Below are 15,137 nucleotides of genomic sequence, written 5' to 3'. Positions count from 1 at the left end.
ACTAAGCTTCTAGGTGGTTAATATCAAAACTAAGTATCTGTAGCATCACTTTTGAATTTAAGTGAGAGGGAGGAACAGTTCTATTGGTAATCCAATCATAAATGTCTAGATCATTTTGGTTAAGTATTAAAGCAAAATCTACTAAACTAGCTCCATCCATGTTAGCAAGAAATTTTTCAGCAAAATTACCTAATATTAACCCAATTTCTTTGCAACCGCGATTTTTGCTTTGGTATAACAATTTTTTGGTTAAAGATGTTGTGTTAAAATAATCCATATTTACAATCTTATAAAAAAACATCATAATATAATTCAGATAGTTTGACAATTAACAAATATAAAATAAAATGTAAGCTGTATAAAATAGTGCTAGAATTAATTGCTCCAAATCTTCCTTATTCAATAATATTTAATATATCAAAGAAACGCTAAAACTTTATGAGCATCAAAAATATATCTTCCTTAAACACTTATAAGTTGCTAGAAATAGATAATAACAGCATGATAATTGATGTTAGAACTACTGAAGAATGGCAGAAAATAGGCATTCCAAAAGTTGATAAAGATAAGATAGTTTTTGTTAGTTGGTGCTTATTGCCTAATATGTCATTAAATAACGAATTTAAGAACCAGCTAATGTCAAAAGTCAGTAATAACCATAAGCTATTATTCCTCTGTCGTTCAGGTGGTAGATCTCGTGAAGCAGCACAATTTGCTAGTACTTTAGGTTATAAAGACTGTTACAATATAATTGATGGTTTTGAAGGAGGAACTAATGGAGCTGGTTGGAAACAAAATAATTTACCATGGCAAATTCTGTGAATACTAACCATATGGCTATAGCAAAGGAAGTGACTTATCATAGAGATATTTGGCAACAAGTTTGTTCTGACCTAAATAAACATTACGGCAATGCCTTATATAAAAGTTGGTTTAGTAAGATTAACTTTCTAGAAGCGACTACTAGCACTATTATACTTTCTACGCCAACAAATTTTATTCGAGATTGGATAAGATCTAGATATACACGTGCTATATTGCAATCTTGGCAGTCCTATGACAAAGACATCAAGTCAATTGAGATCATTACTAAAGAATTATCAGAACAAAACCCAAATATAGTTGAATCAAATATACCTGAGTATTTGGCAAAAGCTCCATCAATAAAAGAAGGAATGGATATCAATTCCGAAGGTATTTTTTCAGCATTAGACTTACGATTTACTTTTGAAAATTTTGTGGTGGGTGGACCAAATGAATTAGCCTACGCAGCATCTAGGGCAGTAGCTGAATCGGAAGGGGCAGTAGCTGAATCTAACCCCTTATTTTTATATGGAGGGGTCGGTCTTGGTAAAACCCACTTAATGCATGCCATTGCTTGGTATATAAAACATAATAATCCGACTCGTAAGGTAATTTACATGTCGGCAGAAAAGTTTATGTACCAATTTATCAAGGCCTTACGTAATAAAGATGTTATGTCTTTTAAAGAAGAGTTTCGTTCGGTTGACGTATTAATGATCGATGATATTCAATTCATATCAGGTAAAGACAGCACCCAAGAGGAGTTTTTTCATACTTTCAATGCTTTGATTGATAATAATCGTCAGATGGTTATATCGTGTGACCGCTCACCATCAGATTTAGATAATATCGAAGATCGAATTAAATCCCGGCTTGGTTGGGGATTGGTTGCAGATGTTCACAGTACTACTTATGAACTAAGATTGGGAATTTTAGAATCTAAACTTGAGCAAATGAATATCCATATACCTAAGAATGTTGTAGAATTTTTAGCAGCTAAAATAACATCAAATGTCAGAGAGTTAGAAGGAGCTCTTAATAAAGTTATCGCTCATTCTACCTTAGTTGGTAGGGAAATAACTTTAGAAAATACCCAAAATATCTTGCGTGACCTACTACGTTCCAATGAGAAAATTATCACAATTGAAGATATTCAAAGAAAAGTAGCTGATCGTTATAATATTAAATTCTCCGATATGTCTTCTCCTAGACGTATTCGCTCAATAGCTAGGCCAAGACAAGTAGCTATGTATTTAAGCAAAACATTAACGCCAAAAAGCCTTACTGATATCGGTAAAAAATTTGGTAAAAAAGATCATACTACAATAATGCATGCTATCAAAAAGGTAGAAGAATTATGTGAGATTGATACAGAATTCCGAGAGGAGCTTAGTTTGTTAATGAAGATACTGCAAAATTAGATTTTTTATAATATCAGATAACATTAAAAATATATTAGACTTACCCAAATAACTTATCTATATTTAGAGATATAATAATACAACTAACATTAAACTGAAACCAAGTTTACAGACGTCTATTAACGAGGAGTAGAATGCTACCAATCCCTCTACATTCACGTGGTCTTGCTAATAGACAGAAGTACTTGTTATTCCAACGTCATTGCGAAAAGCTACTTTAGTAGCTATGAAGCAATCCAAAAAAACAATTAGAAATGGATTGTTTCGTTGGCTTACGCCGCCTCGCAACGACAAAGTAATACTAGTCAGGTTAGCTATATATGGACAATATTAAAATCACAAATTAAAAAAGCAAAATTATGGCAAGTGGTGAAGTCGAAAGAAAAGAGTTAAATTGTTCTTTTTGTGGTAAAAATCAATATGAAGTAATAAAATTAATCGCTGGACCAACGGTATTCATTTGTAATGAATGTATTGAACTTTGCCTTGATATTATAAAAGAAGAAACTAAGGTATCACTTAAGCAAATTTCCTCTTCAATCCCAACGCCACAAAAGATTTTTTCTACTCTTAATGATTACGTAATTGGTCAAGATCAAGCAAAAAAAATCTTATCAGTTGCGGTATATAATCACTATAAACGATTAGAATATATCGAGTCAGGTAATAATGATGTTGAATTAAATAAATCAAATATCCTAATTATTGGCTCTACTGGTTCAGGGAAAACTCTTTTGGCACAAACCTTAGCAAAAATTCTTGATGTACCTTTTACTATGGCAGATGCCACTTCCTTAACTGAAGCCGGCTATGTTGGTGAAGATGTTGAAAATATCTTGCTAAGATTATTACAAGCAGCAGACTTTAATATAGCTAAAGCCCAACGAGGTATTGTTTATATAGATGAAGTAGATAAAATCGCTAGAAAATCCGAAAACCCCTCCATAACAAGAGATGTGTCAGGAGAAGGGGTACAACAAGCGTTACTTAAAATCATGGAAGGAACTGTTGCATCTGTACCGCCACAAGGGGGAAGAAAACACCCGCAACAAGATTTTGTGCAAGTGGATACTTCCAATATTTTGTTCATATGTGGTGGGGCTTTCATGGGGATAGATACTATCATTAATGCTCGTACTGCTCAAAGTTCAATTGGTTTTGCAGCAAATGTTCAGTCAAAACAAGAAAGAAACCATAGCGAAACACTCAAATCATTAGAAATTGAAGATTTAGTAAAGTTTGGGTTAATTCCTGAATTCATTGGTAGACTTCCAGTAATAGCAACTTTAGATGACTTAGATAAGGCATCTTTAGTGGCAATTTTAACTAAACCAAAGAATGCTGTTATCAAACAATATCATAAATTATTTGAGTTAGATGATGTTGAATTATCAATTGATAACGACGCTTTAGAAGCAATAGCCGAAAAAGCATTGGCACGGAAAACAGGAGCTAGGGGACTCCGTTCCATAATCGAAACACTTCTACTTGACAGTATGTATAATGTTACCACTCTGAAGAAAATGCAGGTGCATATTTCCAAAGATGTGATAGATGGTACGGCTCAGCCAGTAGTTACTCCAAAAAACTATGTAAAACCTACTAAAAAGCGTATGGCGGTTTAGTACTAGGTATTCTAATTTCTGATATAGCTGATCATTAATATAGATATTGAAGTTCATGTTAGGATTTCTTATTATTAATAACATTAATATATTTGTTATTGTAAAAATGTTCTATAAATATGGTTTAGAAGAGAAGAGTTATAATTCATCTAGAACTGGACTAAAAAATAATCTATTATCAAAATTAAAGGATTGTTGATATGAAACTTCTAATTACTATTTTCACCCTACTATTTTATTTCTCCAGTAATGCTAGTGATCACAAACAAAATGGTACTATACTTGTTACTGCAGCAACCGGTGCATTAGGTTCAACTATATGCGATGTGCTAGCATCAGAAGGGTATAATCTACTAGTATCTGGTAGGAACAATAATAAACTGACTAATTTGCAAAAGGATTTACAAAAAAAATACCCTAATATTACAGTTAGAAACTTGATAATTGATTTTTCAGATACTAAAACTATAGAAAATGCGGCAAGTAAAATTACTCTTTCCTCTATCGAAGGAATTGTGCTTATTGGTCCAAGACCATCCTTGAATAAAAATGACATTCCTAGTAAAGACGAATGGACTAAAGTATTTGCAGAAACTTTTATTGCTCCACTTGAGGTGGTACGTTTTTTTGCCCCTAAAATTCATAATAATGGTAGCATTGTTGTAATTTCAGGTAGTAGTTCTAAGAATTTTCTACCAGCCTACCCTAATACCAATGTTGTACGACTTGCTTGGAGTGGAGAAATAAAAAATCTGATGCATTTGTTTGCTACACGTAAAATTCGTGTTAACGCTATTTCTCCAGGACCAATTTTAACGCAACATCATAAGAATATGATAACAGAAAAGGCTAGTTTAAATAACATTTCATATGAGGAGCAATTATTAAAAGATACCTCTTCTATACCTTTGAAATCTTATGGTGAAACTGAAGATCTCGGAAATTTAGTAGTATTTTTGCTCTCAAATAAGTCTAGTCATATAAATGGCTCAAATATTCTACTAGATGGCGGTGAATCTAATTCTTATTAGGTTCTTAGCATACATTCTATAAAACTATCTCGTGCCTAACTACTTTGGGCAGATAGTGATTGTTGTTTGTCAAAGAAATAGTCGCTCCGTCAAAAGTCTAGAATATAACATCTACTATATTTAAATACAAAAAATGTCATTCCCGCGTAGACGGGAATCTATAATACCTTAGGGTTTTTAAGCGTTGTTTTATATCCCTGCGTTCGCAGGGATGACAAACATTGTTCTTTGGTTAAACTATTTATAGATTTATTAACTAATTTTGGGTATAATGGTATCTGCCGATTAATAATTAACAGGAGATTTATATGCTATCAAACAAAAAGATCACTTCTACAGTGGCAGAAGTTGAAATGGCAAAAGCTGAATTAGAAGCTAAAATGGCAAAAGCTGAATTAGAAGTTAAAGTAGAAGAAACTATAAGAATAATAAAAACTAAAATGGCAGAAGCTAAAATAGTAGAAACTCAAATACAGAAGGATAATAACCTCTATCCATTTAGTGAACTTTTTAAGCTATCTGCGGACGACAATAATGTAGCGAAGCATGATGAACACACCCCTATGCTAGGCAACGAAGAACAACAACTTACAGAGTAGAAACCACCCACACACTATTTCAGAAGCTGTTTCTACAGCTTCTGAAGTTACAACTACCAGGTAGCCAAATAAATGATCTGATTGAAATAACTGGGAATACCGAAGGGCATAATAATGCATCTTGGATGTTTGTATATTTGTTAAATTGAGTTTATAAAATTTATTAGCAATTACCTAAATATAATTTTATTGACTTATTATAGTACATGTACTAATATTAATACATGTACTTAAAATATGCTCATATCATGGAAGCAATCTCTTATACTAAAGCTCGTAGTGAGTTTTCTAGCCTTATGAATAAAGTGTGTGATGATCATTCCCCCATAATAATCACTAGACAAAAACAACAGTCTGTAGTTGTTATTTCTCTTGATGATTACAATTCTTTGGAAGAAACAGTATACCTGTTAAAAAGCCCTAAAAATGTTGAAAGATTAAACCGGGCAATTAATGACTTTAAAGAAGGTAAGAATTTTAAAAAAATGTCATTATAATGTACGTATTATTTCATACTGATGCTTGGAATGATTATCAGTATTTTCAAGAAAATGATATAAAAACTTCAGAGAAAATAAATAAGATAATTCGAGATATATCTCGTTCATCTTTTTCAGGAATTGTTAAACCAGAGCCTTTAAAACATAGCTTATCTGGTTTTTGGTCACGGAGAATAAATCAAGAACATAGATTAGTATATACAATTAAAGATAATACTATCTATATACTACAATGCAAATACCATTATTAATGCACTTTCACAAAATAATAAATGTGTATCAGTAGTCATACCCTACAATTTTTATTTTGTAATGAACGTGTAATTCTATTTAAAGAATGTACTATTAACAGCCTCTTTATTAAACCCTGACATAGGACCACAAGCCAGCCCTTTACTCCTCGCCGCAATCATGAAATAAGCAGCTTGCAATGATGAGTTGTGAAATGCAATACCTAAAGCAATCTGCTAAGAAGAAGAAAAATAATCTTTATATCAAAGGCAAAAATGGCTGTAATAGGTGCTGACTTAACTTTTTCAACATTACTGGAAGCCAAGCACTTATACAACTTATCTTTTTCAGTTGGACTCTGAACAAAAACAATTCTTAAAGGTCAGCAATTAGCTGAGGTAGGACCAAACTTTGCTATATTATAAATTTCCTCCAATAAAATTTTATCAACCGGCTTATCCAAAAACTTATAGCATGTTCTATCTAAAAACACTTCTTTAACATTTCTCATAGTTGGTACTCCTTAATTTCCCGGTATTTCTTCTCGCATAGCATCAGTATCATCTAGTTTAAACTCAAGCAAATCAATCGAACCGATATGTATACCATTGTCAGAAAACTCAATATCAAACTTTACCTTTTCACAAGTTGCTACTTCATTATCATCGGTCTTAACCTCAGATACAGAAGAATTAGCAGCTCTCTCAATGATAGCTCTGAGCATTTTTTTAGGTAATAACAAATTATTAGGAATCAATTTATCGATGATATCATTATAATTAGTTAATTCAAAAGATAATTTGCCTTTCGGTAAGTTACTATCGAAGAATTGTAAGCCCCCTATCAAAGCTATTTGAGTATTATCATCACAAGAAAAAACTAACCGATCAATATTTAAATTTTTGATATAATTAGTATCTTTACCTTGATCAGTAGTGATATTTATCAGTGTGGCTAAATCAAGCTGGGCTGTTTTGAAATTCAAGAAATCTTCCTCCGCAGCAGCGTATGACAAACGTAATTGTAAAGCTATATCTTCGACATCTTGGGATTTTGCTTTATTGATTAAGAAAACCAACTCACTAATATTAAAGAATTCCTTATCTTCACGAATAACAGAGAATGATTTATTGTTAACTTGCAGAAACTTCACGATAGATTTTAAATTATCTCCACTAGACAATTTATATATAGGTTTATTAAATTTAACTAGTACGGCAATATCTTCCTTCGACTGAACACTATATTCAGTCAACTTACCAGCAAAATTTTCTTGCTGTTTTATTTTTTGCCCTAAAATCAAGTTAGCTTTTTTAAAACTAAAATCGAATAAAAACGTCATTTTCTCAGCAGATAGTTCTTTAAAATTAACATGATCGATAAATTTTATTTTTGGCTCGATTAAACTAATCTGTAAGCGAGAAGGAAAACCAAAAATTTTGATTTGGCTATAAGATATCTTAATATTATCTGTTTCTGAATTATTTATAGTACTTACCACATTGCTTTTGATAGTATAAGCAATGGCAAACCATATTATGGTGTAAGTTAAACAAATAAAAAGTAAAATTTTACGTATCACTTTATTATACTCAATTATAAATTAATATTACGGGTAGCAGATGGTAAGCGAACCCTTATACCGTCAAGGTTTTCACTAACAATAATCTGACAACCAAGTCTTGAAGTATGAGTAAGACCAAATGCTAAGTCAAGCATATCTTCTTCTGCCTCGGAAGGATTTTTTAATTTGTGATAAAATTCCTCATCCACAATAACATGGCAAGTGGCACATGCTAGCGATCCTTCGCATGCACCTTCAAGATCAATGTCGTTTTGATGGGCAATTTCCAAAATAGACAGCCCTATAGGGGCATCCACTATTTTTTCCGTACCATCTTTATCTATGATAAAAATTACTTTAGGCATTAATTATCATTCCTTTTTAGAACTGTTATCTTATAGCATATTAGCATTACGCTAAATTCACAAACGTCATTGCGAGGAGCTACTTTAGTCGCGACGAAGCAATCCATAAAAGTGATTAAAAATGGATTGCCACGACCACTCACGTGGTCTCGCAATGACAAAAGTTTACTATGGCTAAATACTAATCGAGTTAGCTATATTTTATCAATATGCTTACCTTTAAGTAAGCTCAGAGTGGCCTTATTTAATCTTTCAGCAAGAAAATGCTCTGTTATATTCTCAAAATTCTTGCTACATTCTATAATGTAATCACGATCATTTGAGTCTATTGCTTCTTCTAAAGTTTTAATTGCCATATCAATTTTTTCCATTTCATTATTTGCAAGAAGATTTGGCATCTCCCTAATAGCATTTTTTATATTATAAATCAAAGATTTTGTATCAATAATTGTTTCCTGCAACAATTTCTTATTATGATCACTAGCCGCATTTTGATAAGCATTTTCTAGAATCTCGGTAATTTCACTTTCATTTAAACCATAACTTGGTTTTATTTCAATATTATGTGATATATTACTATTTTTTTCTAGAGCTGATACTGACAAAATACCATCTGCATCAATAGAAAATGTTACTTCTATTCTCACTCCACCTGCTTTCATTAGTGGCAATTTTAGTTCAAATTTTGCAAGCGACCGACAATCTTCTACCATTTCCCTTTCTCCTTGTACCACATACAACTTCATAGAAGTTTGGTTATCTACATAATTGGTAAACTCCTTAGTAACCGATATCGGTATAGGACTATTACGCAGAATAATTTTTTCAGTAATTCCACCATTTAGTTCGATACCAAGTGACAAAGGCACTACATCAATTAATAAGGAATTAATATTTGCCGAAGTTAGGTTCTCTGCTTGCAGAGCTGCCCCCCATACTACTGCCTTATCCGGATTAATATCTGAAAAGATAGTAGTATTAAACGTTTGCCTTAAGCTTTTACTAATTAACGGTATGCGAGTTGAGCCACCAACCAAGATAATACCTGAAATATCAGGGTTATTTGCCTGTTCTAGAGTATCTTTAGTAATAGCTATGGTACGTTCTACCAATGGTGATATTAAGCTTTCAAAATCCTCCATATTCAGTTCTGATATCTTCTCTTCATATATAATACTACATTTATTTTGTACACTAAGTGTTTCTTTAGTTTTTTTTGCTAATTTTATTAATTCATTGGATTCTACTAACTTATACTTATCACAAAAATACTTCATCACTAAGTGATCAATATCATCTCCACCTAAAATATTATCTCCGCCAGTAGCAATAACCTGAAGCACACCGGTTTGCATATTAAGAATTGATACATCAAAAGTCCCACCACCTAAGTCATACACTAAATAACACCCTCTATACCCTTTATCTTTCAAGTGTTGGCGTTGTCGAGCTTCGGGACTACGCATGCTCATGTAGGTTTGACTACACTCCGCTTGCTCGCCACTTGCTCTCCTAGCCAACTCTTGAAATATATCGGGTATATTTTTATTTAGACCATATGCATAAGCTGCTGCTGTTGGCTCGGCAATTAACCTTAGCACCTCAAAGCCAGCAATTTTTGCTGCCAGCATTACTTCTCCTCTAGCGGCATCGTTAAAATGTGCTGGCACAGTTATTACTGCTTTTTTAACTTCTGAATTTAATTTTTCAGTAGCTTGTTGCTTTAAATATAGGAATATTTGTGCGGCAACTTCTGGAACGGTCATCATTTTTTCAGCAAATCGTAACCGTAAGGTTTCGCTATTTAAGTCAATATAATCTTGCACTAAAGCAAAAAGTGTCGGGTTATTTTGTATATCAGATAGTTTTTTACCGAAAAGCCTTTTAATAGAACGCAAATTATTGGCTACATCATTATCACCGACAATAAAGTTTTTATCCTGAAAAGCTATAACTGAGGGGATAAGTTCTAGGTTTTGAGTATCTGTAATAATTTGTACCATTTGTTGATTTGACCAAGCAATTAATGAGTTTGTTGTACCAAAATCTATGCCAACTGCTATATCATTATCATTTTTTTTATGCTGGGAAGCACCAGCCTCACTAATTTCTATTATTTGCATGATTTGATTTTTAGCTGAATATTATTAATTAAGTTTTCAAGATATTTAAATCTTATAGTACTATCAATAGCATCTTGCATATTGCGATTTTGGAACGCAGTAGTTAGAGATTTAATAAGTTGTTGTTTTTCAATAATTTTGTTATTTAGCATGGATTGTAACTTAGTTAATTGTTGAGTAGTTTCAACAAGCTCTAATTCATTCCATATAACACTTAGTTTCTCCTTTGAGATACTATGCCTAATTGTTATGTCATCCAAGACTATATTGTTTAACGAGAGAAGATACTCAGCTCGGGCCAAATCGTCTTTAAGCGTTGCGTAAGCCTTATTGATATCAATAGAGAGCGATAAATTTTTTTGCTTTTCGCTGTTAGAATTAATTCTATCTGGATGATATTTTAGCTGCATAGCAAAATATTGACGATCCAAGATGGGCAAGTCAATATCATATTTTTTCTCTATGCCTAATAACTCAAAATAATTGTTCATAATCACTGTTAGTGGATTAATTGTCAAACCACGTGACTAGACACTGTTAACAAAGCTTATTTAATTGGTGAATAAAGTCTTTTTTGCTACAAATTATAAGATTTTTTTGAAATAGGTATACTATTCCGGCAAAAATCTTATTAATTTTTGCTAAAAAATCCATTAATTCATCAATCAAATAAGCTTTGTTAACAGTGTCTAATACAGCTAGTCCGTTAAAGTTTTAGATAACTTCTCCGTCATTGCGAGACCACACAGTGGTCGTGGCAATCCATTTTTACCCACTTTTTGGATTGCTTCGTTGGATTACGCCTCCTCCACAATGACACCTAGGATATCAAGAACTTATACGGATTAGCTATATTATATACTAGAAAATACTGAAATGTTAGAGAAAAAATATCAGGCAATTTGCAAATTGATAACTCATGCTTATTTAAGTCAATTCTTCTATTAATTCTATAGTACTAGTTCTTAAGTCTAAGTCATAATCTATAGTATTATTTATTATTCGCTTAATATTGGCAAATTTTGTTACCAAGCAATCAGGTGAATTGGAAGGTAATTGATTAAATATTTTATCCTCTAATTCATTGAACTCAATATTGATATTGAGTGATTTCTTAGTGATTCTATTCACTAGATATAGCATGCTACAAGCAAAATCTCCCCATAATTCTTTATTTTTACTGGTAAATTCTTCAATAATATTTAGCCTCACTTTAGGGTCTGAACAATTAGCAATATATGTAATAAATTTAACATATATTTCACTTCCCACTAAGCGATTTTGTGATTTTATATTAATTTTTGCACATCTAGATCTTATAGTGCTGATTATGCCAGCAGCTCTTGAGGTAATTAAGAAAATAAAACTATCCTTTGGAGTATCTTCTAAAAGTTTAAGGCAGGAATTTGCTGCATTAAGATTCATTAGATCAGCTTGATAAATAACAGCTACCCTATATTTAGATATCGAAGGTGTTTTATAAAAAAATTGCTGTAAATCTCTAATTTGATCAATAGATATGTCTTTGACATTAGTGATACCAGAATTATCCCTTACTACTAACCGATAATCTGGATGATTTTTTAATGGAACTTTACCTACAAACAAACTGCTTTCTATAAATATTAGTAAATTCTCTAAAGCTTTTGCCGTATCATCAACGTCAATCAGCCAACTATTATAAAGTCTGCCTTGTTTAAATCTATCTTCAAGATATTCTTTGATCATTCTATTTAACTTCACTTATTAATTGTCTCTAAGAATCAATAAAATCTAAAGTATCAGTGATTAACTCTATTATGTTACTATACATATTAGGTCTTTCACCTTCAGAATCTAACAAATTACATAAATTTACTAAATCAAATAATTTTGCTTTTTTTTCCCAGTTTGAGTCTAGCAACTTTGACATTTTTGAGTATCCAGAAACAAAACTATCTTTTAACTGCTTATCGAATAAATGTTTAAACCTAAATAAAGTTGCAATATCACCATATACTGAACCGGAATAAGCAAACTCCCAATCTAATATTCCTGATAAAATTAATGTTCCGTCCATATTTTTTACTAAAATATTAGAAGGTTTAAAATCACCATGCACCAATTGATTATTGTCTTCCTTAGGAAAATATTTTTCATATGAAATAATTTTATTTTTTAAACTATGAAAAAGTTGTTCGCCTAACTTAACTTTTACTCTGGGTTTAGTTATGTTATCTAAAATATAATTTATAAATAAATTATATTCATTATGTTCGGTAGTAATTTTGCTGATTGATAAATTTGCAGTGAGTAAACCACTTTCTTGGAACTTATAGGAACTCAAACGTCCTAGAAATTCACCAAGTTTGCTATATATTACTAGTATTGAATCTAAAAACGAATATTCAGTTAAAAAATCTGATAATAAATTACCTTCATGATATTCTACAAAACTACAAGAATAGTTTGTTATTTCATTTATAGGATTAAAACTTAGAAATTTAGGAACTAAAGGTTCATTATTGAGCAAATATGAAAGTTTAAATTCTTTTTCACCTAACTCTATATCCCGAACATTAATGCGTAATATAAATTTATCTCCATTCTCGAATTCAATGATATAATTTGTATTCGCAAGACCATGTTCTGCTTTAGTAACAATAAATTTATCTTCTCTAATTAAAAATTTCTTACACAAATTTTTAATTTCTTCGAATTTAAGTTCAAAAAATTTATTCCGGCGTTCCCATTTTAACAATTTCTCCATACATATTCTTCTAATAAAGTCTATCTCATATATACTGTATTATATAAGTATAGCTGACCCAACTAACATTACTCTGTCCACTAGACACTTATATCACATTTTTAAGATATAAGTGTCTAGTAATAACACCAATTTACTGTGGCTAAATACTAATTGGGTTAGCTATATGCATGATTTCAAAATAAAAATTATAAAACATTACAATTTTACAGGAAAAGCTTCAAGAAAGAGCAACTTAAGAATTATTACAAGCTTCCTTCATTTTCTTACCGGCTCTAAATACTGGTTGTTTATAAGCAGAAATATGCATTTTTTCACCAGTTTTTGGATTGCGACCTTCACGTGCAGCTCTACTTTGTATATGAAAAGAACCAAAACCCACTAGGTTAACGTCCTCACCACGACTAAGAGCTTTAAGTACACTATCTACAACCCAAGTTAGGGCTTTTTCTGCATCAGTTTTTGAATGACCTGCTTCAGCCATTAATGCGACTAATTCTCCTTTATTCATATTATAGCTCTCCAAATAGATTGTTAATATTTCAGACATTAATGTATTTATTATACCAAGATGCCAGCAAGATTTATTAATCTCGTTGCGTAGATTATATCAAACACTAAACTGACTGCAACTGAGACTTCTTTAGAATTTTTGAATATAATTATTTTATAGTCTAATTGCAAAAAATTGTATCTATTTTACATCAAATTAGTGTCTTATCTTGTAATTCAGCAGGCAGTTTAGTTAGTCTATATAGCAAATAAACTGCAAAACTAGTCAAAAATAATTTCTGAGGTTAGTTGCTAGGCTGTGAACCTAGTACATTTATATGTTTACTCAAATGAAATGAATAGTTGAAAATCTAAATAGATTGTATATTATAATGTTCTTATTTATATAATACAGGTAACTTTTATGATCACTAGGCTATTCTACATATTATTTATTTTAATTTTCAACTTAAATGTTAATGCTAATCCAACTCCCTTGGGTTTTGAATTAAATAAAGCAACTATCTCAGACGTAGAGAAAGTATATCATATCACCAAAAAAGAAAAGAATCATTGGGAAGGATATAATTATTATGTAAATGTTAGAGATGTTAAATTAGAGGGGCTTATGGAACTATTAATAATATGTAATGATGGTAATATTATCCAAGCAGTAATACTAACAATAAATAAGGATAATTTTACAGAGTTTTATCAATTGCTTTCTGAGAAATATAAACTTGTATATAATCAGAATCCTAGGATAGGTAATAAGGAGATTAGATTTGCAGATAGTGATTGTACTATAATGTTAGATGCCCCCCACCTCAGCTTCAGTATGAGCATTATATACATAACAGATGAATTTCTAACAAAATTTAAAGGTAAACAAAAAGAAGAAGAAATGTTGAAAAAGATAAGAGATAAAGAATTGCTATAATACCAATTAAGAACTAAAATACTGATTTAAAACTTGATATTTTAATTTATAAATAGAATAATTATGCAACAATTTAGTCTTTATCACACTGCAGAGGGATTGCTATATAAAACAACCTGTCTTTTAATAGAAAAATCTTATCATAGTAATTTGAGAATTGTGGTTTTAGTTCCAGATATTGAGGTACAAGAATCACTAAACAAGATGATATGGACTTATTCTAGAAAACAGTTTATTCCGCATGGTAGTAAACTTGATCCATTACCAGAAAAACAACCAGTCTATATTACTCATCAGTTAGAGAATCCTAATCAATCTACAATCCTAATGGTTATTGCGCCATTTGATATATACTCAAATGATCTGAAGAATTGGAACGTAAAACAAGGGGCGAGCAAGCAGAGCGTACAAAACGCACGTGAACATGTGAATACCTCACAGTTTTGCGACACCAATTCTTCAAAGCATTTGAGTATACAAGGAGTTCTTACTAACAAACATTATATCGCACATTTTCAGAGAATAATTATAATATACGATGTTTTAGATAATTTAAGTTTAATAATTAAAACAATAAATGAACTAAATATTGCAACACCGGTAATTGATTGTTATAAACAGAATCCAATTGGAACGTGGAGTAAGATTTAAATATGGCTAACTAGGGATAGTATTACTCTGTCATTTGTGAGA

General features: G+C 31.3%; 17 protein-coding genes and 1 pseudogene. 9 read left to right on the top strand and 9 right to left on the bottom strand.

Annotated elements, in window-relative coordinates:
- Nucleotide 1 precedes the first annotated feature (1 nt).
- A complete protein-coding gene (locus AAGD39_RS00640; RefSeq protein ID WP_341756735.1) occupies nucleotides 2-277 on the bottom strand; it encodes a succinate dehydrogenase assembly factor 2 in 276 nt (91 codons plus the stop codon).
- Nucleotides 278-438: 161 nt separating this feature from the next.
- On the opposite strand from AAGD39_RS00640, the gene AAGD39_RS00635 reads away from it, so the two are divergent.
- The 7 genes from AAGD39_RS00635 to AAGD39_RS00605 all read left to right on the top strand — a co-directional run bounded on the left by AAGD39_RS00635 (nucleotide 439) and on the right by AAGD39_RS00605 (nucleotide 6,231).
- Nucleotides 439-822 (top strand): rhodanese-like domain-containing protein, encoded by a 384-nt coding sequence (locus AAGD39_RS00635; RefSeq protein ID WP_341756734.1) that lies wholly within the window; start codon nucleotides 439-441, stop codon nucleotides 820-822.
- A gap of 11 nt (nucleotides 823-833) precedes the next feature.
- Complete coding sequence (gene dnaA / locus AAGD39_RS00630; protein ID WP_375319508.1) at nucleotides 834-2,225, top strand: chromosomal replication initiator protein DnaA; 1,392 nt, start codon at nucleotides 834-836, stop codon at nucleotides 2,223-2,225.
- A gap of 359 nt (nucleotides 2,226-2,584) precedes the next feature.
- Nucleotides 2,585-3,850, top strand: a complete 1,266-nt coding sequence (gene clpX, locus AAGD39_RS00625) for an ATP-dependent Clp protease ATP-binding subunit ClpX (protein ID WP_341756732.1) — start codon at nucleotides 2,585-2,587, stop codon at nucleotides 3,848-3,850.
- A gap of 200 nt (nucleotides 3,851-4,050) precedes the next feature.
- Nucleotides 4,051-4,881, top strand: a complete 831-nt coding sequence (locus tag AAGD39_RS00620) for an SDR family oxidoreductase (protein ID WP_341756731.1) — start codon at nucleotides 4,051-4,053, stop codon at nucleotides 4,879-4,881.
- A 308-nt stretch (nucleotides 4,882-5,189) separates the two neighbouring features.
- Nucleotides 5,190-5,480 (top strand): hypothetical protein, encoded by a 291-nt coding sequence (locus tag AAGD39_RS00615; protein ID WP_341756730.1) that lies wholly within the window; start codon nucleotides 5,190-5,192, stop codon nucleotides 5,478-5,480.
- Between the two features lie 224 nt (nucleotides 5,481-5,704).
- Nucleotides 5,705-5,977: a type II toxin-antitoxin system Phd/YefM family antitoxin gene (locus tag AAGD39_RS00610; RefSeq protein WP_341756729.1), complete on the top strand. Its 273-nt coding sequence runs from the start codon at nucleotides 5,705-5,707 to the stop codon at nucleotides 5,975-5,977.
- Nucleotides 5,977-6,231, top strand: a complete 255-nt coding sequence (locus AAGD39_RS00605) for a Txe/YoeB family addiction module toxin (RefSeq protein WP_341756728.1) — start codon at nucleotides 5,977-5,979, stop codon at nucleotides 6,229-6,231. The genes AAGD39_RS00610 and AAGD39_RS00605 overlap by 1 nt, the downstream gene beginning before the upstream one ends.
- 362 nt (nucleotides 6,232-6,593) lie before the next feature.
- On the opposite strand, the gene AAGD39_RS00600 is transcribed toward AAGD39_RS00605, so the two are convergent.
- The 8 genes from AAGD39_RS00600 to AAGD39_RS00565 all read right to left on the bottom strand — a co-directional run bounded on the left by AAGD39_RS00600 (nucleotide 6,594) and on the right by AAGD39_RS00565 (nucleotide 13,523).
- Nucleotides 6,594-6,722, bottom strand: a complete 129-nt coding sequence (locus AAGD39_RS00600) for a hypothetical protein (protein ID WP_341756727.1) — start codon at nucleotides 6,720-6,722, stop codon at nucleotides 6,594-6,596.
- Nucleotides 6,723-6,734: 12 nt separating this feature from the next.
- Nucleotides 6,735-7,793: a hypothetical protein gene (locus tag AAGD39_RS00595; RefSeq protein WP_341756726.1), complete on the bottom strand. Its 1,059-nt coding sequence runs from the start codon at nucleotides 7,791-7,793 to the stop codon at nucleotides 6,735-6,737.
- A gap of 14 nt (nucleotides 7,794-7,807) precedes the next feature.
- The gene (locus tag AAGD39_RS00590) at nucleotides 7,808-8,140 is read right to left on the bottom strand and encodes a ferredoxin family 2Fe-2S iron-sulfur cluster binding protein (protein WP_341756725.1); all 333 of its coding nucleotides are present in this window, start codon (nucleotides 8,138-8,140) and stop codon (nucleotides 7,808-7,810) included.
- 194 nt (nucleotides 8,141-8,334) lie between these two features.
- A complete protein-coding gene (gene hscA / locus AAGD39_RS00585; protein WP_341756724.1) occupies nucleotides 8,335-10,263 on the bottom strand; it encodes a Fe-S protein assembly chaperone HscA in 1,929 nt (642 codons plus the stop codon).
- Nucleotides 10,254-10,754 carry a Fe-S protein assembly co-chaperone HscB gene (gene hscB / locus AAGD39_RS00580; RefSeq protein ID WP_341756723.1) on the bottom strand — a complete coding sequence of 167 codons (501 nt, stop codon included), beginning with the start codon at nucleotides 10,752-10,754 and terminating at the stop codon, nucleotides 10,254-10,256. Before hscB ends, hscA begins: the two co-directional genes overlap by 10 nt.
- Before the next feature lie 436 nt (nucleotides 10,755-11,190).
- The gene (locus AAGD39_RS00575) at nucleotides 11,191-11,991 is read right to left on the bottom strand and encodes a DNA polymerase III subunit delta' (protein ID WP_341757191.1); all 801 of its coding nucleotides are present in this window, start codon (nucleotides 11,989-11,991) and stop codon (nucleotides 11,191-11,193) included.
- Between the two features lie 28 nt (nucleotides 11,992-12,019).
- A complete protein-coding gene (locus AAGD39_RS00570) occupies nucleotides 12,020-13,012 on the bottom strand; it encodes an aminoglycoside phosphotransferase family protein (protein ID WP_341756722.1) in 993 nt (330 codons plus the stop codon).
- Nucleotides 13,013-13,247: 235 nt separating this feature from the next.
- Entirely contained in the window at nucleotides 13,248-13,523 is a 276-nt protein-coding gene (locus tag AAGD39_RS00565; protein ID WP_341757190.1) for an HU family DNA-binding protein, read from the bottom strand.
- Between the two features lie 405 nt (nucleotides 13,524-13,928).
- Between AAGD39_RS00565 and AAGD39_RS00560 the strand changes: the two genes are divergently transcribed.
- Both AAGD39_RS00560 and AAGD39_RS00555 read left to right on the top strand, forming a co-directional pair.
- The gene (locus tag AAGD39_RS00560) at nucleotides 13,929-14,444 is read left to right on the top strand and encodes a hypothetical protein (protein WP_341756721.1); all 516 of its coding nucleotides are present in this window, start codon (nucleotides 13,929-13,931) and stop codon (nucleotides 14,442-14,444) included.
- A gap of 63 nt (nucleotides 14,445-14,507) precedes the next feature.
- Nucleotides 14,508-14,795, top strand: a pseudogene (locus tag AAGD39_RS00555) (DNA polymerase III subunit chi); the annotation flags it as partial.
- Between the last annotated feature and the right edge of the window lie 342 nt (nucleotides 14,796-15,137).

Source organism: Candidatus Tisiphia endosymbiont of Nemotelus nigrinus (assembly GCF_964026475.1).
Taxonomy (GTDB): domain Bacteria; phylum Pseudomonadota; class Alphaproteobacteria; order Rickettsiales; family Rickettsiaceae; genus Tisiphia.
Note: the sequence above shows the minus strand (reverse complement) of the source record. Positions and strands in the feature narration are given on the sequence as shown.

Coding starts and splice junctions, on each gene's coding strand:
- AAGD39_RS00570 (WP_341756722.1), bottom strand. CDS start 13,012: ATGGAGAAATTGTTAAAATGGGAACGCCGGAATAAATTTTTTGAACTT.
- AAGD39_RS00635 (WP_341756734.1), top strand. CDS start 439: ATGAGCATCAAAAATATATCTTCCTTAAACACTTATAAGTTGCTAGAA.
- AAGD39_RS00565 (WP_341757190.1), bottom strand. CDS start 13,523: ATGAATAAAGGAGAATTAGTCGCATTAATGGCTGAAGCAGGTCATTCA.
- clpX (WP_341756732.1), top strand. CDS start 2,585: ATGGCAAGTGGTGAAGTCGAAAGAAAAGAGTTAAATTGTTCTTTTTGT.
- AAGD39_RS00610 (WP_341756729.1), top strand. CDS start 5,705: ATGTACTTAAAATATGCTCATATCATGGAAGCAATCTCTTATACTAAA.
- hscB (WP_341756723.1), bottom strand. CDS start 10,754: ATGAACAATTATTTTGAGTTATTAGGCATAGAGAAAAAATATGATATT.
- AAGD39_RS00560 (WP_341756721.1), top strand. CDS start 13,929: ATGATCACTAGGCTATTCTACATATTATTTATTTTAATTTTCAACTTA.
- AAGD39_RS00620 (WP_341756731.1), top strand. CDS start 4,051: ATGAAACTTCTAATTACTATTTTCACCCTACTATTTTATTTCTCCAGT.
- AAGD39_RS00590 (WP_341756725.1), bottom strand. CDS start 8,140: ATGCCTAAAGTAATTTTTATCATAGATAAAGATGGTACGGAAAAAATA.
- hscA (WP_341756724.1), bottom strand. CDS start 10,263: ATGCAAATAATAGAAATTAGTGAGGCTGGTGCTTCCCAGCATAAAAAA.
- AAGD39_RS00615 (WP_341756730.1), top strand. CDS start 5,190: ATGCTATCAAACAAAAAGATCACTTCTACAGTGGCAGAAGTTGAAATG.
- AAGD39_RS00575 (WP_341757191.1), bottom strand. CDS start 11,991: ATGATCAAAGAATATCTTGAAGATAGATTTAAACAAGGCAGACTTTAT.
- AAGD39_RS00600 (WP_341756727.1), bottom strand. CDS start 6,722: ATGAGAAATGTTAAAGAAGTGTTTTTAGATAGAACATGCTATAAGTTT.
- dnaA (WP_375319508.1), top strand. CDS start 834: ATGGCTATAGCAAAGGAAGTGACTTATCATAGAGATATTTGGCAACAA.
- AAGD39_RS00605 (WP_341756728.1), top strand. CDS start 5,977: ATGTACGTATTATTTCATACTGATGCTTGGAATGATTATCAGTATTTT.
- AAGD39_RS00640 (WP_341756735.1), bottom strand. CDS start 277: ATGGATTATTTTAACACAACATCTTTAACCAAAAAATTGTTATACCAA.